The 18,656-nt window shown below is 67.3% G+C and carries 10 protein-coding genes; 5 read left to right on the top strand and 5 right to left on the bottom strand.

The features are described from left to right. Positions 1-992: 992 nt before the first annotated feature. From AB0436_RS06365 to AB0436_RS06355, 3 genes are all read right to left on the bottom strand, one after another. Positions 993-3,650 (bottom strand): glycoside hydrolase family 3 C-terminal domain-containing protein, encoded by a 2,658-nt coding sequence (locus tag AB0436_RS06365; RefSeq protein ID WP_366466551.1) that lies wholly within the window; start codon positions 3,648-3,650, stop codon positions 993-995. Positions 3,651-3,732: 82 nt separating this feature from the next. Further along, a complete protein-coding gene (locus tag AB0436_RS06360; RefSeq protein WP_366466550.1) occupies positions 3,733-5,145 on the bottom strand; it encodes a hypothetical protein in 1,413 nt (470 codons plus the stop codon). Between the two features lie 702 nt (positions 5,146-5,847). Continuing rightward, on the bottom strand, positions 5,848-10,650 hold the full coding sequence (locus tag AB0436_RS06355; RefSeq protein WP_366466549.1) for a glycoside hydrolase family 3 C-terminal domain-containing protein: 4,803 nt from the start codon (positions 10,648-10,650) through the stop codon (positions 5,848-5,850). Between the two features lie 690 nt (positions 10,651-11,340). On the opposite strand from AB0436_RS06355, the gene AB0436_RS06350 reads away from it, so the two are divergent. From AB0436_RS06350 to AB0436_RS06330, 5 genes are all read left to right on the top strand, one after another. Further along, positions 11,341-12,459, top strand: coding sequence for an ROK family protein (locus tag AB0436_RS06350; RefSeq protein ID WP_366466548.1), 1,119 nt, complete (start codon positions 11,341-11,343; stop codon positions 12,457-12,459). A 352-nt stretch (positions 12,460-12,811) separates the two neighbouring features. Next, on the top strand, positions 12,812-14,290 hold the full coding sequence (locus tag AB0436_RS06345; protein ID WP_366466547.1) for a DHA2 family efflux MFS transporter permease subunit: 1,479 nt from the start codon (positions 12,812-12,814) through the stop codon (positions 14,288-14,290). Between the two features lie 202 nt (positions 14,291-14,492). Next, positions 14,493-15,221: an SDR family oxidoreductase gene (locus AB0436_RS06340; protein WP_366466546.1), complete on the top strand. Its 729-nt coding sequence runs from the start codon at positions 14,493-14,495 to the stop codon at positions 15,219-15,221. A 65-nt stretch (positions 15,222-15,286) separates the two neighbouring features. After that, positions 15,287-15,808, top strand: coding sequence for a 2,4'-dihydroxyacetophenone dioxygenase family protein (locus tag AB0436_RS06335; protein WP_366466545.1), 522 nt, complete (start codon positions 15,287-15,289; stop codon positions 15,806-15,808). Positions 15,809-15,833: 25 nt separating this feature from the next. Next, a complete protein-coding gene (locus AB0436_RS06330; RefSeq protein ID WP_366466544.1) occupies positions 15,834-16,886 on the top strand; it encodes a LysR substrate-binding domain-containing protein in 1,053 nt (350 codons plus the stop codon). A gap of 44 nt (positions 16,887-16,930) precedes the next feature. Here the strand turns inward: AB0436_RS06330 and AB0436_RS06325 are convergent, their stop codons facing one another. Together AB0436_RS06325 and AB0436_RS06320 are read right to left on the bottom strand one after the other, a co-directional pair. Further along, positions 16,931-17,920, bottom strand: a complete 990-nt coding sequence (locus AB0436_RS06325; protein ID WP_366466543.1) for a sugar kinase — start codon at positions 17,918-17,920, stop codon at positions 16,931-16,933. 4 nt (positions 17,921-17,924) lie between these two features. Continuing rightward, positions 17,925-18,617: an RraA family protein gene (locus AB0436_RS06320; RefSeq protein WP_366466542.1), complete on the bottom strand. Its 693-nt coding sequence runs from the start codon at positions 18,615-18,617 to the stop codon at positions 17,925-17,927. Between the last annotated feature and the right edge of the window lie 39 nt (positions 18,618-18,656).

Below are 18,656 nucleotides of genomic sequence, written 5' to 3'. Positions count from 1 at the left end.
TCAAGGGCCGGTCGACCCGCTGTGGCGATGGCGAAGTCGTTCACGTCGTCGAGCGTTTCCGCGCCGCCTTGGGGGACGAGGTGAAGCGTGGCGGTGCGACTCCGGGCCCGAAGGGGATCCAGTAGGCGTCCTGCACGTCGCCGACCGTCTTCCCACCGTTGACCGGGCCGTGATGCCGGACTCCCCGTCATGCGCGATGCTCACCAGGTAAGCGCCGGCGAGCATGGCGTTCGTGACGCCGGCCAGGGTCTTGCTCATTCTGAACCGTTTCCTGTGCACGGATTGCTCTCCAGAGGGATGACGTGAGGCGCGCGCCGTCGCTCGCGCCCCGGGAGATCACCAGCAGGGGACCGTTCGTGAACCGGTACTTCGATAGGGAACCAGCAGGACCGTAACCGACTTCTTCTGTTTCGGAAACCCCTTCGTAGGAAAATCGGGGAACTTTTTCCCCTGTCTGGAGAAACTGGGCGGTGCGATGACAAGCCCGGAGCGCCCGGTCCGGGCATCAGCGCGTCCGGGGATCGAGCCCCCAGACGAGGCCGCAGACGGACGACCGTTGGGTTCCTGCCAACTCGTGCCCCGCAGTGGGCCGTTTGGGGCCACCTCCTGCCCAGGGGAAGCCGTCCGCCGTGACTGGTCCGCACGCGGGTTGTCCCTCCAGCACGCCGCCTTGTTCCTCGTCCCGCCGGGCCCCGACCGGAGACGCCGCGGCGGTGCCGATGGCAGGGCCTCTGCCATCGGCACCCCTGGCCGGTGCGGCCGGCGGTCCGCCGGCTCCGCTGCTACCGCTTGCCGCCCTCTCCCTCACCCGGGCCGCGGGTGATGTTGTTGCGCAGGCCCAGCCCCATGGTGGTGGGTCGACCCGTCCTGAAGAGATTGGTCGGACCGAGATCACCTCCGGGACACCAGGCCCAGGTCCAACACCGTGCGTGACGCAGAGCTTGGCTCGAGTCCTGGCAACAGGACTCACTCCGCGCAGTATTGCGGAACGGTCAGCCCTTGACGGTGATCCGCTGCTGCAGCACGTCCGAGCTGGAGGAGGTGCCCAGGTGAACGGTGCGCGCGCCGGTCGCCGTGACCCAGCGGCTGCCCGCCGTGGACCAGTACTGAAGCTGCCGCGGACGCACGTGGATCGTCATCGTCCGGCTCTGGCCGACGCGCAGGTGCACGCGGTCGAAGCCGGCCAGCGCCTTGGGCGCGAACTGCACGCCCTGCGGCTTGTCGTCCGGTGCGCCGAGATACACCTGGGGCACCGCGTCGCCGGCGGCCGCTCCGTCGTTGCGCACCCGGAAGGTGACGTCGAGGCCGCCGTCGTGCGCGGCCTTGACGTGCATGCCCGAGTAGTCGAACGACGTGTAGGACAGACCGTAGCCGAACGGGTACAGCGGGGTCTCACCGGTCGCCTGGAAGAACCGGTAGCCGACGTTGACGCCCTCGGAGTAGGTCGTCTTGCCGTCAATGCCGCTCGACGAGCGCTCGGGGTGGGAGGCCTGGTGCGCCACTTCCTGGTCGATGGACTTCGGCCAGGTGAAGGGCAGCTTGCCGGCCGGGTTGGCCTTGCCCAGCAGCACGTCCGCCGTTGCGTAGCCACCGCGGTCGCCCGAATACCACATCTGCAGCACCGACTTGACCTTCGACCGCCACGGCATGGCGATCGGCTGGCTGGTGTTGAGCACCACCACGGTGTTGGGGTTGACCGCGGCGACATCCTCGATGAGCTGGTCCTGTCCCTCGGGCAGTGGCTTGGACAAGTCGTCGCCGCTGCCGCCCCAGGCGAACACGACAGCGGTCTTCGCCGACTTGGCCGCGGCCACGGCCGCGTCGTGGGTCGCCTTCTGCTGCTCGGGGGTCACCCAGTTCAGCCGCACCTGGACGGCCCTGCCGGAGACGTCCGCGTGCTGGACCACCTTGATGGCGTGTTCGCCGGCGTCGAGCTTGATCTGCGCCCGCCCGTTGGCCAGCCCATCCGTGGTCGGCAGCGGACCGTTGCCGTCGGTGGCGTGGACGGCGCCGTAGCGGGGCGGCCCGGACTGACCGTCGTATCCGCCGCCCACATTGGTGATGATCTTGCCGTCGACGCTCAGCGTCCCCCAGGCTCCCAGGGACTGGATGTTCAACCCGTAGCTGCCGGAGGCGGGGACGTTCAGGCTGCCGGTCCAGGTGTGGTCCGAGCCGACGGGGAGCGAACTGTGGTCAGCGGTGCTGAAGTCCAGCCGTCCGTCGGCCTGCACGGCCTTGCCGCTGGCGTCCTCACGCTGCAGGCCCGGCTTGCCGTCGTGCGACAGCGCCGAGGCGGGGACCGGCACACCGGTCATGTCGTCGCCCACGGCGTAGCTCAGCTTCGCCCGGTCCCCGAGCTGCTTCTTCAGCACCTGGTAGGTGCCGACCTGCTCGGAGACGACGCCGCCGGACTTCTCGCCGCCGCCGTCGGTGGCGACGGTCTGACCGGCGCCCGGGCCGATCAGGGCCATGGAGGAGTTACCGCTCAGCGGCAGGGTGCCGCCGTCGTTCTTCAGCAGCGTGGCCGCGTCCTCGGAGGTCTTCTGGACGGCGGCGTTGTCAGCCTCGCGGTCCTCGGGGGTCACGGTGTGCTTGGACTTGCCGTCGAGCAGCCCGAACCGGTCGTATTCGTAGAGGATCCGGCCGGCGGCCTCGGTGACCCGGGACTCCTTGATCGTCCCGTCCGCGATCGCCGCCTTGATGGCGTCCTTGCCGAAGTACGCCGGGAAGCCGCGGTCCGTCCGGCCCGGGACCGTGTTGCCGTAGCCCTGGCCCGGCATCTCCATGTCCAGGCCGTCGTTGAGGTAGTCCGTGCCGTGGTTGGCGCCCCAGTCGGAGGTGACGAATCCCTTGAAGCCGAGCTCGCCGCGCAGGATGTCGGTCAGGGTGTGCTTGTTCCCGCAGGCCTGGGCGCCGTTGACCTTGTTGTAGGAGCACATGACCGAAGAGACACCGACGTCCACGGCGTCCTGGAAGGGCGCCAGGTATATCTCGTGCAGCGTCTGGTCGTCGAGAGTGATGTCATCCGCACCGTCGTAGGCGATGTAATGCTTGACCTGGGCCATCGTGCCCTGGCTCTGGGTTCCCGTGATCTCCTTGGCGCCCATCTGCCCGGTGAGGTACGGGTCCTCGCCGAAGGTGTTGAACCCGCGGCCGCCGGTGGTGTCGCGGTCGATGTTCACGAAGGGCTGGAGCGCGACGTCCTGGCCCATCGCCTTGGCGTCTCGGCCGACCACCACGCCGTTGAGCTGGGCGTCGGCACGGCTGAACGTGGCCGCGACGCCCATGGTCGCGGTCATCCCGGTCGAGTCCTGCTTGGTGATGACCCCGGGAGGTCCGTCCGCGAGCCTGAGCGAGGGGATGCCCAGGCGGGGAACGCCGGCGAGGTAGCCCGCCTCGTACTGCGGGTCGGCCTCGAGGTCGACCTGGCCCGCGATCATCGAGAGCTTCTCGTCGGGGGTCATCCGGGCCAGCAGCCGGTCGACCTTCGCGTCACCGGTCACCGACGGCGCCCCGGGCCGGTGGCCCGAGTGGCTCGGCGACGCGGCGGCGGCGATCGTGCCGCAGGCGAGCAGGACGACGGAGGCAGCGCCGGCCGTCAGCCGCAGCGCTCTGCGGCCGGGGTTTGCATTGCGTCTTCTGGGCAACATCACATGTCTCCATCTGTTGTTTCTTCGGTGCTTTCCGGGGCTCTCACCCCAGGAGGTACGTCAGCCGGGGCTCCCCCGGCGGTCACTCCACGGCGTTGGTGGAAACGACTGTGATGGACTGCGCGGGCAGGGTGAGTCCTGCGGCTGCCACGCCGGCGCCGGTCCACATCGCCGTCACCGACGGATGCGCCGCGCTGTAGGTGTAGAGGTGGAGATGCTGCCCGTTCCTGCCGGACAGTCCCTTGAGCTTGACCGTGCGGGCTGTGTCCGCCGAGTTGGCCAGCAGCACCCGCCTGGTGTCGCCCCGGGTGGCGGTAAAGGCATCGACGGACTTCTCGGGGGAGGCCAGGGTGGACAGGGTGAAGCCGCCGCCGGCGACCATCGAAGCCATCCGGTAACCGGAGTAGGTGGGCATCGGGGTGTTCACCGGCGGTTCGCCGGGGCGCCCGGTGGACAGGACGCTGAAGTCGCCCTCCTTGTCGGCGAAGCCGTAGTCGTGCAGGTCCCACCAGTCCACGCTCGTGGCTCCGTTGACCAGGTACTGCAGGAGGGTGGAGGCGGTGTACAGGGCGGCGATCGGCTGGTTGTCCTGCGGCAGTGGCGTCTGCGACATGTTGGTCTCGCCGACGAGGACCTTCGCGCCGGGCGCGTAGTGCCGGATGTTGGTGCGGATGGACTCCATCACCGCGGGGACCCTGCGGGCCTGCGCCATGATCTCGTCGTTCGTCACGTGCGGGGTGCCGTAGAACGGGTACCAGTGCATGTCCACGAAGTCGATCTTGTCGCCGAGTGCGCTGAGGACCTTGGTGTTCCAGTCCTCCGGCTTGTCCACTCCGGTACCGGTCCCGGTGGCCTGCTCGGTGGTCAGCGTGTAGGGGACCCCGATCTTGGCGTGCGGATCGACCTTGTGGATGGCGTCGATGAACTTCTCGGCGTTCTGGACATACGACTCCGGCGTGTGCGGATCGGCGTGCTGGTCCTTCTCCCACGGCCCGTACACCTCGTTGCCGATCTCCCACATCGGCTGCTTCGCGGTCGGGTGGGCGAGGAAGTCCTTGACCCAGGCCGCTGCATGCTCCGGGGTGCCGCTTCCGTAGTTGACGGTGAACAGCGGCTGGGCGCCGACCTGGTCGGCGATCCTGTCGAACTGACGGTAGTCGTTGGACTGTTTCTGCCCTCCGGAGGTGCTGGACTTCCAGTCGTAGTCGTCCGAGGTGGAGCCGCCGGGGTAGCGCAGCACTCCGACGTGGATCTTGCTGAGCAGATCGGGGATCCCCGGGTCGAGCAGGTGCTGGTCCCAGGTGGCGACATTCATGCCGAGAGCGGCCGAGGTGGTCGCAGCGCTCGCCGCGCCGGCATCTGCGTGCACCACCGGCACAGCGTGACTGCTGTCGGCAAACCCGGAAGGGGCGAGAACGAGTCCGGTCACGGCGGCCAGGACGGCGGCGGCCGGAAGGACCGTGCGGAACGGGCGGGGAATGGGTGAGCGGGCCACGCGGCCTCCCGTGGGCGGGGCGTGGGCGGCCTGTTCTCTCGCCACCCACTGCTACTTTGTTTTTGTTGTGGACAAATATTTAAGCCCATGAGCAAGGTGTCAAGCCCCGAGGCGGGCAAAGCTTCAGTCAACGGCGAGGCGCGGAACGGCACGCGCCACGCCCTCCATCCGGCACGGTCTGATCGTGCGCAACTGCAACGACAGCGGCCTGATGGTGTGTCACAGGCGCTCGCCCACAGGGGAGACGACGATAACCAGGTCCCCCAGTGACCTGTACCGGACATGCGCCTGGGCGTAACCTGCGGGCCGGCATACCGTTTGCACTGGCGCATTCCCTGCGCGGGAATTGGGATCGTCGAGCCCCGTGGGCTCACCCGCAGGACGGCTGCTCGGGCGCCCGGCAGGACCGTCCTCTCGCCGCTCTTTTCCACCAAGGGATGAATTCGCGGGAGAGTCCCAGCCCACCAGGACTCCATTTCTTGAATCCGCACAACGGGGGGCCGTCTCCTGAAAACAACGAGCGCGTGAAGGCGCAAGGTTGCCGGTGTCGTCACCGCGGACGCACCGGCTCACTCCTTCCCCCAGGGCTGCCTGGACACGAGGAAGCGTCGGGGCAGGACAATCGTCCGGCCCCGACGCTTGGTTGCGCCCTCTCCTGTCACCCGCTCAAGTCTCGGAGCACGCGCCCCGGAGGCGTCAACGTCAGCTTGAGAACGCGAACCACATGACTCGTGCTGCCACGGATGGCTTCAGGTAGATGTCATGGACACCGCTGAGCTTCCCGATGATCGCAGAGGAGAACGTCGCGTAAGCGACGTTGCTGCCCGAGGTCGCCGCCTTCACTGTGCCCAGCCGCTTCCCGCCCGCGCCGGCCGTCGGAGCGTCGGCCCAGACCTCGACGGTGACCTGGCCGTGCGAGTCGCTGTCAGGTGCCAGACGCAGGGAGACCTTCTCCGGCCGGGCCCCGGCGAAGTCGACGTTGCGGTAGGTCCAGGTGCTGCCGGCGGGCATCGTGGTCCGCAGACCGAACTGGTTGCCACCGAAGCCCCAGGTGGTGCCCACCTGAGCGTTGTCCTCGCTGGTCGCGTCGTAGGCGGCCGCCTGCACCATCTTGTAGGCGTCCTTGTGGCCCTGATTGCTGAGCGTGATGGCACGGGCCGCGGAGATGTCGGGGTTGTTCTTCAGCACAGCCGTGACAAGAACTTCGCCGTCCCCCTCGCCCGTCGCCGCGAGCAGTCCCTTGGCATCGACGGTCGCCAGCTTTGTGCTGCTGCCCGCGAGATCGGTGACCTTCCATTCCAGCTCGCCGGCCGGAAGGGTGCGGTACTCGCCGGCGAGGTAGTAACCGTCGGAGTTCTCGTCGAAGAGCCCGCCGAATACAGCTGTCTGCGGGCTGGTGCCCTTGTAGCGCTGGATACTGTCGCCGAGGCCGAGATCGTCGCCGGTACGGAGCAGTATGTAGTCCACCGTCTTCTGCTTGCCGTCGACCGTGACCTTGTTCGCGTCCCGCTGGTTGGTGACCAGGACTTCCTTTGCCGCCTTCTTCCCGGCGGATATGGCGGTCACCAGGACCTTCCCGTTGCCCTTCCCGGTGGCACGCAGTGTCCCCGTACTCCCGTCGATGGTGGCAACGGAGGTTGAGGATCCGTCCAGCGCGGAAACCGACCAGGTGACTGGCGAGACAGAAGTGACCGGCGTCAGCTCAGCCCGCATCTGCAGGACGCCTGCCTGCTTGCGGACGGAGTCCAACCCCTGCGGCTGGTCGACCTTCACCGAGCGGGTGGTCCCCCGCTCGGAGCCGAACGCCAGCCACTCGAGACGGGCGCCCCGATGCTCGGAGACGATGTACACGTCGACGGTGCCCCGGCCACGCGGAGCTTGCGCCTTCATGGCGACGGTGTGCCAATCGGGCTTGACATAGGCGTCCTTGTACGGTCGGCCGTGGACGTCCTTGCCGTTCTGCCCGGCCGGGGAGCCCGGGTAGGGCCGGTTGTCGTGGGCCTGGCCGGTGACCGCGATCGGTCCGATGCCCAGTCCGGTCGGCAGGCCGCGGACGGGCCGCGTGTCCTCCAGACGGAAGGTGGCCAGCGGAGAGACCGTCTTCAGAGCACCCGGATTCTTTCCCGAGGGCACAGCGTAGACCTTGACCGCACCGGTCCGGTCGGACGCCAGCCGCAGGGTCAGCCAGGAGGTGTCCGAGGTGAGGGCGACGTCCTTGAAGACGACCCATGCCCCGTCCTGCCGGAACTCGACGGCGGTGTTGCTGTGGTAGTCGGTGGAAGCCGAGATCAGTTCGATGTCCTGGACTCGGCCGCCGATGTCACTGTAGTCGTCGAAGTTCTCGGCGACCGTGAGCCGGTTGAGGTTGCGTCGGGCCGGCGCCGCGCCGCCGTTGTGCGTGCCGACGTTCAGCGTTGTGGACATGCCCTTGTCGGCGGAGGACTTGGCGGCCTTGATGCGGTACGTGCCCGCCTCGACGATGAATCTGTCCTTTTCGACGTCCCACACACCAAGCTTCTCGGCCATGTCGACTTCCAGGCGGAAGCGCCGTGACTCGCCGGGGGCGATGCCCTTGAGGCGGGCGAAGGCGATCAGCCGGTTGTTCGGCTGATCGATGCGGGAGCGGCCGCCCGTGAAGCAGCTGTAGATCTGGACGACCTCGTCACTCGAGTGCCGGCCGTGGTTGGTGACACGGCCGGAGACCGTGAACTTCCCGTCGCGGATCTCGGAGACGGAGACACCGGAGTAGGCGAACTGCGTGTAGGTGAGGCCATATCCGAAGGCATACAGCGGCTTGCCGGTGAAGTACTGGTAAGTGCGCTGCCCCTTGATGATGTCGTAGGTGAGCAGACCGGTCGGCACCGTGCCGTTCAGGTTGCTCAGGTTGTCGTTCTCCTTCTCGTCGTACGCGGGCCACCGGTAGGAGGCCGGCGGGTGGTCCTCGCTCGCACCGGCCATGGAGTCGATGGATCGGTACCAGGTCGCGCTCAGGCGGCCGGCCGGCGCATAGGCCGGGATGGACCTGCCGGAGACCAGGTACCCGGGGTACTTGGAGTATGCGGCGTACGGCGCGTAGCGGTCCTTGGTCGGGGCCCAGCCCTTTTCGGGGACGGAGTAGCCGTCGTCGAAGAGAACGCTGACGAGCGAGCTGCCCTCCTCCTGACCGGAATGACCGATCTCAAGAATGGCCTTGATCCGCGGGTTGTCGTGGACGCTCTCGTCGATCGTCATCGGGCTGCCGGTCTTGACGATCAGGATGACGTCGCGGTGCTTGGTCTTCGTCAGGTAGTCGATGTTGCGCTTCTGCTGCGCACTCAGGCCGGTGCGCTGCAGGTCGACGGCCTCGCGGGCGTTCAAGTGCGGCTCGTAGCCCACGACGAGGACGACCGGAGCGTCCGCCGGCGCGGCGGCGAGGGCGGCCTCGATGGCCGTCTCACTCGACTGCACCGTCTGGAAGTCGAACTTGTAGTCGTCCGGCAGGCCGTCCACGACGGCGTCGGATGACTTGCGGTCGAAGGGAGCCGCAGTGATGTCCGGTCCTTCTCGGTGGTTCTCCCTGCGGAATGGGCCGACGTGTCCCTTGGTGGCGTCCGCGACGATGGTGCCTCCGTCGGACGACAGGCGCAGGTAGCTCCCGTTGTTGATGTCCTCGTCGTCCTGGTCGTAGGCCATGGCGCTCTCGCCGTAGCTGTTGTTGGCTCCGTCACCGGCAACAGGGCTGTAGATGCCGAACTTTCCGTCCTTGGTCGGGACGAGTCGGAGCTTCTGATAGTTCACATACGCCGTCTGCCCCTGGACGAAGCTGGCCTCGCCCGGGGCCGAGGTGTTGTTGATCAGAACACCGGCGTGGGCTTTGGCGTCTTTCAGGTGCGGGACCTGGGCGTACAGGTCGTTGACGGGGGTGCGCAGCAGGCTGTCGTAGCCGCCGTAGTCGTAGATCTCGAAGAGCAGGTCCTGCTCACTGCGCTGAACATCATTGTCCTTGGCTGCGGAACCGTTGGCCAGCAGGGGCGTGTCGGTAGCCGCGGAGTCGCCGGGCTCACTGAACGGGTTCTTGCCGCTCTTGAGGTACTTGCCGTTGCTCGCCTTGATGGCGACGGTGTCGACGGCGCGGCTGTAATGCAGGTTGCCGGTGCCGAACTTGTTCTGCAGCGCGTCGCGCAGGCTGACGGCATAGGCCCAGTTACCGGTGTAGTGGTCCTTGAGGACCTCCTCACCCATCGACCCGAGCAACACCACCGCCCTGGTTTTCCTGCCGCGCAGCGGCAGGGCTCCGGCCTCGTTCTTGAGCAGGACGATCTGCTCCTGGGACGCCTCGAGCGCCGCCTTGCGGTGCTTGGGCAGCAGGGAGGCACGCGTGACGGCGGTCTCGGGGGTGTAGGGATTGCGGATCTGCAGCTGGTCGAAGTCGCCCATGCGCAGGGTGAGGGCCAGGTTGCGACGCGCGTTGGCCTCGATGTCTCGCTCGGTGAGCACGCCGCGGGCCAGGGCGTCGTACATCTGGGCCACCGGGTCGCCGTAGTCGCGGAAGCTCCATGACATCTGACCGTTCTTCGTGCCCTGGGCGCTCCCCCAGGCCCGCCCGGCGGGATCGTCGGGGAAGTAGCGCTGGCTGTGCACCCACATGCTCGACCCGCTGCCCTCATCATCGATGGTGGCGTACTCGTCGTGGCCGGTGCCCTCGTAGTCCGGCGTCCAGTGGTCCAGCATCTCGCGGAGATACGGGCTGACCGCCATCGGCTTGCCGTTGATGAGGTGGTAGCACGTCATCACACTCTTGGCGTGGCCGGCCTCGATCGCCCATCGGAAGGGCACCGAGTAGTGCTCCCTCGCCACCCGAGGAGGTATGACGGTGTTGGTCCAGAGCCGGTTGATCTCGTTGTTGTAGCCGAAGAAGTGTTTGAGGATGGGCAGGAACTGCTGATACCCGTCCTTCGTGCGGCTGTTCATCGCGCCGGTGATCGCCCGGCCGAAGGTACCGGCGAGGTGGGCGTCCTCGCCCATGGTCTCGTAGCCGCGGCCGGCCCGCGGGTCGTGGAGCAAGTCCATGATCGGGGCCAGCCGCGTCGTGGCGCCGTTGTCGGCGATGGACTCGGTGGCGACGATGTGGCCGACTGCCGTGAAGAGGTCCTCGTCCCAGGACTGGGACATCCCCAGGGGACTGGGGAAGACGGTGGCATGCTGACTGTCCTTGACTCCGTGCAGGCCCTCACCGCCGCCGCCGCGGCCGGCATTGAGCCCCAGCCGCGGAACGGCCGTGGAGTGACCGCTCGTCGCGATCTGGATCTTCTCGTCGAGCGTCAGCCGCTTCATGATGTCCGCCAGGCGTGTACCGGCGTCCACTGCGTCATCGCGGAAGACGTAGTCGACTGCGGGAGCCCCCAGGCGCTGAGTGGTCGTGGCCGCCTGTGCGAGGCCCTGCAGTCCCAGCCCGGCCAAAGTGGCGCCGCCGACAGCGAGTCCTCCAGTCTTGAGGATCTGCCGTCGTGAGGGATTGATGGTCATCCACGCCTCCGTTACATACTGTGCCGGTCGGTGCCGGTGAGAGATGAGTTGAGCGGGGTGTCGGTCGGTTCTCGAGGCGTTGAACGTCGAGCGTGTGCCGAGTTCGCAAAGGCCTGGGGGTGTGTGTTTCGTGCGCCGACGCTGGAAGTGGCAGCCAACGGTTCCGCGTCTGTGAGTACTGCGGGGTCAGGCCTTGAGCCGTTGCACCGGCGCCGTCAGCTGGACCGTCACCGTGCCGTCGCAGTCGTGCTCGACGCCACGCAACTCCGGTCGCCCACCGCCCGCTTTCCTCGTGGGACGACGATGGCCGGCTGGGTCGAACGGAACCCCGGCGATCACCGTGGGCCTGGCGCCGAGAGTTTGTCTTTGTCGTGGACAAATCTTTATGAGTCCCGACCTGGTGTCAAGCCCTTGCGAGCCCCGACTTTCCACCCGGAGTACAGGCACTGCATCGGCGTGCGACGATGGCCCTGGGACGTCCGGATCCACACCTGGACCCGGAACAGGCACCCGCCGGTTCGTTACCGACACGGGCGCCCAGGAGAAGCGGGGACGAGCAGCATGACCACCGGCCAAGCCACTCCGGATGTGCGCCGGCACAACCTGAGGGCCTTGCTACACCACTTGCACCTCCACGGTCCTGGTACGCGTGTCGAGATCGGTGAGAGTCTCCGGTTGACTCGGAGCTCTGTGGCCGATCTGGTGGGCGAATTGACGCGCCGCGAGCTGGTCACCGAGTCCGCGGCACAGCGCGCCGCAAGCAGCCGCGGCCGACCCTCGCACACCGTCGCGCCGGACGGGGCGCGTGCCCACGTACTCGCGGTGAGCCTCGGACTGGAAGGGATCCGGGTTGCCTCGGTCGGGTTGGGAGGTGTCGTGACCGCTGAGACCGTCCTCGACCATGTTCCGGAGCCCGGCGATCCGGGCCCCACCATCGACCAACTCGCGCAGGCCATGCGTCCCCATGTCTCCACGCAGGCGCCGCCGCTGGCCGTCGGCGTGTCCGTCCCTGGGCTGGTCGGCCACGTGCCGGGGGTCGCCTCCTATGTACCGCACCTCGACTGGCACGATGTGAAACTCGTGGACGAACTCCAGCGACGGCTGCCCCTGGACGCACCTGTGCGGTTGGGTAACACATGCAACGCGGCCGCTCTGGCCGAACTGATGTATGGCGCCGGGCAAGGGCACCCGGATCTGCTTTACCTGTACGCCGGCGTCGGGGTGGGCGCCGGCGCGGTCGTCGATGGCCGCCTGTTGGGCGGCCCGGGCTGGACCGGCGGCGAAGTCGGGCACATGGTGTTCGGCACCGGCGGCCGGCCGTGCCGGTGCGGATCATCGGGTTGCTGGGAGACCGAGGTGGGAGCCGACGCTCTGCTGCGCCGGGCCGGACGGAATCCGGTGGGCGGTCCTGCGGGCAAGGCCGCTCTGGCCGAGCTGGTTGAACGGGCCGAACGCGGGGAGCAAGAGGCGGTGGCCGCTGTCGTGGCTCTGGCGCCCGCGGTGAGCACGGGGCTGTCTTCTCTGCAAGCCCTGCTCAGCACGGATGTCATCGTGCTTGACGGGCTCTTTTCTCTTGTTCTGCGCCATACGCGACACACCCTGGAGGAAGCCCTCGGGCAGAGGCGGAGACGACTGGGTATCCAGCGGGGAGTGACGCTCCTGCCGGCAGCGCTGCGGGGCCGAGCTCCGTTGCTGGGGGCGGGAGAGATCGCGGTGGAGACATTCCTTGAAAGCTTGGCTCCGGCTGCACCGCAGCGACAGTCCTCTTCTTCTGGCCGCACGTCAAGTCCTGAACGCGAAGCCAGGTAATCATCGGCGGGTTATTCACCGAGTGAACACGAGCATGCATACTGATGACCGTGTCCGGCATCGCTCCGTAGGGCGCCCAGTGGTGTGTCATGGGTCCGAAGACCTACCTCCGGGTGGCTGCTGACGAGCCTGGTCGGGAGCGGCTTCTGCTGGGTCCCTTCAGGCAGCTCCGGGCCCACACGGGCCATGTCCATGGGGGCATCGAATTCCGGATACGGGGAGCCGGCCCTCCTCGCCGTCCTGCTCCCGTAGCGACGTCCGTAGCACTTGCACGACCCTGCGGTCCCCCCGGTACCTGAGGCACTGAAGCCGCCGGCGAGCCGCCTGCCCGAGCACACACCAGGAAAGGCCCATGACGCCTCGCCGCCGCCCCGACAACCGCCTGATCGTGCCCGTCATGTTTGTTGCCACCATGTCCATCGTGGTCATGGACGGCGCCATCAGCAACGTGGCACTCCCCGCAATCGCGGGGCAGTTCCGTGTACCTGTGGCCGGGGTCGACGGTGTGGTCGTGGTCTACCCGGTCTGCGTCGGCATGGCCATCCTCGTCTCAGGCTGGCTCGGAGACCGCTTCGGCGACAAACCCGTGCTGCTCACCGCCATGTCTTTCTTCACCGCTTTCTCCGCCTTGTGCGGGACGGCCGGCAGCCTCGGTGAGCTCGTCCTGCTGCGGGGCTTACAGGGGCTCTCCGGTGGTTTGCTCACCCCCGTTGTGAGCACCATGCTCTTTCGTACCTTCACCTCGCAGGAGCGGGTCCGTGTGTCCCGGACGATGATCGTGCCCCAGCAGATCGCGCCGGCAGTCGCCCCCATGCTCGGCGGGCTGCTGGTCGACGGGCTTTCATGGCGCTGGGTGTTCTACGTCAACATCCCCCTGGGGGCTGTGACCGTCCTCTTCGGACTGGCCTTTCTCGAGGACCGACGCCAACCGCCCCCCGGCCGTTTCGACTTGCCGGGGTTTCTTCTCTCCGCCGCAGGGGCGTCGGCGCTCATGTATGGACTGTGCGAGGGCGCGCAGCAAGGCTGGGGATCACCCGGTATCGCCGCCTCGTTGGCGGGCGGTGCGGTGCTGCTGGCAACTGCCGTGGCATACGAACTGCGCTCGCCACACCCTGTACTGAGACTGCGTCTGTTCACCGATCGGCTGTTCCGCAACGCCAATATTCTCAACCTGGTTGGACTGGTGCCTTTCATGGGGGCGATGTACCTGGGACCGCTGTTCCTTCAGGAGGCCCTGGGCGCCACCGCTCTGCAGTCCGGCAGCAGCACTTTCACTGAGGCAATCGGTGTGCTGCTCACCGTGCAACTGGTCGCGCGGCTGTACGGCCGCCTGGGACCGCGTCCGATCATCGCCACGGGCCTCCTGTGTGTAGCCGCCGGGCTCATGCTTCTGGCGACCTGCACAGCGCAGACCGGCCTGTGGACCTTCCGGCTGTACATGTTCCTTCTCGGCCTGGGGATGGGCGCGGTCTTCATGCCCGTCACGGTGGCCTCGTTCAGCACGGTGGCGGAGGCGGATGTCGGTCAGGCCTCCACCATGAACTCCGTGCTGCGTCAGCTGTCGACGGCCATCGCCCCGGCGCTGGTAGCGACGCTGCTCACGGGCGGATCGGGCCGCCTCCACAGCACGGCGGCCATGGCGTCGCCTCCCGTGCACACCTACCGCACCGCCTACCTCGTGCTGGCCGGCATCGCCCTGGTTTCCTGCCTCTTGGCCGCCGTCTCTCTCCGGGGCACCTCCGCTCGACAGACAGCGGCCGAGGAGGACGTCTCGCATCAGGGTGCTGTCCCAAACGAGCCGTGCCGGTGCGACGGGGGTCCTCTGCCATAGTGGCGCCCCCCGCAGGCCGGGGCCGGCACAAAACGACAATGGAGTGCGTCACCGAACGACGCCGCCTCCCGCGGTGTCACCCGTTGCTGTCAGTGCACCCGAATGGCCAGTATTCCCCTCCCGCATGAACAATGACCTGCGGTTCGTCTCTGCCTTTCAATCGTGACCGGCACATCAGTGGTGGATACGTGAGGGGACAGTCGTGAGTGAAGACCGACCGGCGCTGCCGGGTCGGCGCACCGTGGTCGTGACCGGTGGAACAAGCGGTATCGGTGCGGCGGTCGCCCGGCGGTTCGCCGCCGAAGGAGACGACGTGGTGGTGGCGGGCATTTATACGGACCGCGTGGCGGACGCCCTACCCGGCGGAGTCCGTGTAGTGCAGCTCGATGTGACGCACGACAGCGAACTGCGGGAATTCTTGTCGGATTTCAGAGATATTGATGTTCTGGTCAATGCAGCGGGCGTCGTCGCGCGGGACCGGGAGTACGACACGGAGATATTTGAACACGTTATCGGCGTCAACCTCACCGGAACCATGAGGTGCTGTGTCGCGGCACGCGAGGGCCTCGCCGGGTCCGGCGGCTGTGTCGTCAACATCGCCTCCATGCTGAGCTTCTTCGGCGGCCCCAGGGTTCCGGCGTACAGCGCCAGTAAGGGAGGCATTGTGCAGCTCACCAAGGCGCTCGCGGTGGCATGGGCGGAGCAAAACATCCGAGTGAATGCCGTCGCGCCGGGCTGGATCCGAACCGGACTCACCCACGATCTGCACGAGAGTGCAGAGGCGAGCCGGAACATCATCGCCCGTACTCCCATGCGGCGTTGGGGCGCGCCCGACGACGTAGCCGGCGCCGTCGCCTTCCTGGCCGGGCGTGACGCAGGCTTCATCACCGGTGCGGTGCTTGCCGTGGACGGCGGTTACCTCGCGGCCTGACGGCAGGGCATGGCTCTCCCCGACCGTGCATCACGGTTCCTACCGATGAAAGGACACATCCTCGAATGCATGACATCGTCTCGCCCAACGTTTCCGAGGGCCCGGTCATATCCGCGTCTCCCGTCGTTCCCCCGGAGATCGCCGTCGCGGCACTGCCGAACGACGACCGGGTGTGGGTTCCGCAGGCGCCCCATGTGTGGTTCAGGCCACTCATGTTCAACACCGTGACGGGCCAGTGGTGCAATCTTCTGAAGGTCACGTCCGCCGGCATCGTATCCCGCCACCGCCACCCCGGTGCCGTGTTCGGGTACGTCATCAAAGGTAAGTGGCACTACCACGAGCACGAATGGACCGCCGATGCCGGACACTTCGTCTACGAACCACCGGGCGAGACCCACACCCTGGCGGTACCGGAGGATTGCCCGGAGATGATCACTTTCTTCAACATCACCGGTGCCATGGCCTACGTGGATGCCAACGGTGTCCAGATCGGTTACGAAGACACTTTCACAAAGATCGAGATGTGCCGAGCCCACTATGCGAAGGTGGGGCTCGGAGCCGACTACGTGGAGCAATTCATCCGTTGACCGGCCGCCCCCGTCGATCGCCTGCATGAGGTTCCTCGTGTTCGGCCGGGGTGACCGGGGCAATCTCCCCGCGATCCCGGTGATCGGAGACATCCCCATGGACCTCAGCAGAGTTGGCGAGTACCGCCTGGACTGGATCGCCAGCTTCGTGGCGGTGGCCCACCACGGCAGCTTCTCCGCGGCAGCCAAAGCGCTCTATCGCTCGCAGCCTCGAGTCAGCAGTCACGTAGCGGCTCTCGAGCGCTTGCTGGGCCGTCGTCTCCTCGATCGGTCTGTGCAGCCCGCGTCCCTCACGCCCGAGGGACGCGGCCTGCTGCCGCAAGCCGAGGAGATACTTCGGCGACTCGATCGGCTGGCTGAAGCCGCGAGCGTCTCCATGTCCGGCACGGTCCGCATCGGCTGCTATCCGAGCGTTGCGGCATATCTGTATCCGCTCGCTGTGCACGCCCTCCGCGCCACACACCCGCTGGTGCGCCTGGTGCTGCAGGAAGGCTCGAGCGTGGAGCTGGGCACGCGCCTCCTCTCCGGCGAGGTCGACCTTGCCGTCCGCCCACTGCATCCGCTCATCAATTCCGACCTGGTTGCCAGTCAGGTCCTCTGGCGTGAACCGCTGGTCGCGGTATTCCGCGGCGACCACCCCTTGGCCGCCGCTACGAGTGTGAGCCTCGCCCAGGCCGCATCGCTTCCCGTCATCAGCATCGGCGAAAGCGGAGACCAACACAGCTATCAGTACGAGACCAATCTGGCCTTCGCGTCATCGGGCCTCCAGCCGGTGATCAGCGAGCGCACCAACCAGCCCCAGACGCTGATCTCACTGGTACGGCACGGCTTGGGCGTCGGCATCACGAACTCCCTGGCGATGACGACCGCGGACACCGAGGGCGTGACTCCCGTGCCCCTGTCGGATGCCGGATGCGAGCGCATCGTCGCAGCTTGGTGGCGTCGCAGTGTGCACGTTTCACCTGCGCTCGACACGGTGCGTGCCTGTCTCGGCCGGCTACCGCCGCCACGTTGGCCGTGGGCGGCTTCATCCCGCCCTCGAGGCACCGAAGAGACAGGTGCCGATGCATTCACCTGACGTCGCGTCAGTGCCGGCGCACGAACGGCCATCTGACGACTGACTCACAGGGCGGACACGCGTGCCTGTGCCACCAGGTCACGATGTGGGATCGGACCCACCGCACCCTGACCGGTGGTGGTCAGCGCGGCGGCCACGACGGCGTATCCGGCGGCGTCCGACACCGTGTCCCCCGCGACGAGCCGTGCGGCGAAAGCGCCGTCGAAAGTGTCGCCCGCTCCCGTGGCGTCCACCGCCCGCACCCGGTGGGCAGGGATTCTCGTGAGGCGTCCGCTTTCGGACAACAGGACTCCCTCGTCTCCCATCTTCAGTACCACCACAGCCGGGCCCTGACGGGCGAAGCAGGCGACCACATCCTCGGGGCGCTGCTGCCCCGTGATGAGCCGCCCTTCCTCCAGGCTCGGCAGGAGGATGTCTGCGAGCGACGCGCTGTGCAGGATCGTGGCACGTGCTCGATCCAGCGACCACAACGCGGGCCGGTAGTTGGGGTCGTAGGACACCAGGGTGCCGACCGAGCGGGCTATTCGCATGCCGTGCAGCGCGGCGTCGCACGCGGAGGCGGAAACGGCCTGGCTGATGCCGCTGACATGCAGGAGCCGTGCGCAGGCAAGGGAGGCTCCGGATATGTCATCCGGGCCCAGTCGGCTGGCGGCCGATCCGGCGCGGCGATAGGTGAAGCGATGGCCTTCCTGGGCGTGCCTGGTAATGAAGTACAGGCCCGTGTTCGCGCCCGGTTCGCGTACCACGCCGGTCACGTCGACCCCTTCGCGCGTCCACATCTCCGTCAACAGACGGCCGAACGCGTCGTCACCGATTCTGGTGAGGTAGCCGGTGCGGGCTCCCGACCGGGCGGCCGCGACGACCATGTTGGAGGTGTCACCACCGAATCCCAGAGTGAAGCGGACCGAATCCTCGAGCGCACCGTCGGACTCGGCGCTGAACTCGACCAGCGGCTCTCCGAGGGCGAGAATGTCGGGACCGGGTTCGGCAGTGCGGGCGGGAACCTGCAAGGTAGAGCTCTGGGTGGAGGACAAGGGATCAGATCCTGTTGTGCCGGGCCAGGCCGTCACGCAGCGACCCGGAGTCGAGTATGTGACGGGTCTGTTCCTTCTCACGTTCCTCGATCTCCTGAGCGGTGTGCAGTACCGCCTCGACCAGACTGACGGGGATGCGCACCACGCCGTCACGATCGGCGACGATGAGATCATCCGGCCGGATTTCGACGCCCCCGACGACAACAGGCTCGTTGAAAGCGACTGTGCGCATCCGCCCGAGTGTGGTGGCGGCGACTGTGGAGCGCGCATACACGGGGAAGTCCGGGAAGTCGCGGGTGATCTCCGTGACGTCGCGTACACCGCCCTCCAGCACGCATCCTGCGAGGTCGCGGGCCACGGCGCCGGCCGTCATCAGCCCGCCCCACACGGCGATGTCTGCACCGCCGGCGTCGATGCACACGATGGACCCGGCAGGGGATTCGTCGATCGCCTGGAGTGCGTGTGCGGGCGGACCGGCCTCCGCGGCCGGAATCTCCCGCACCGTGACAGCAGGGCCGGCGAGCGTACTGCCGCCCGGTGCGATCTGGCGGATGGCGCCGTCCAAGTAGCCACGTTGCCCGTGATGTTCCACGGCGTCCGCAAGGGAGGCGGTGGTGATCACGCGGAATGCATCGAGTGTCTGCGCCGTGTAGCGCCGCTGGTGTCCCGCCGGTGCGGGTGACGTGTTCTCGGACACGAAAGGTCTCCTCTTCGGGAAGAATCGGTCGGGTGAACG

Origin of the sequence: Streptomyces sp. NPDC051322, assembly GCF_040689485.1 — a bacterium.
In the GTDB taxonomy this organism is placed as follows: Bacteria; Actinomycetota; Actinomycetes; order Streptomycetales; family Streptomycetaceae; genus Streptomyces.
Note: the sequence above shows the minus strand (reverse complement) of the source record. Positions and strands in the feature narration are given on the sequence as shown.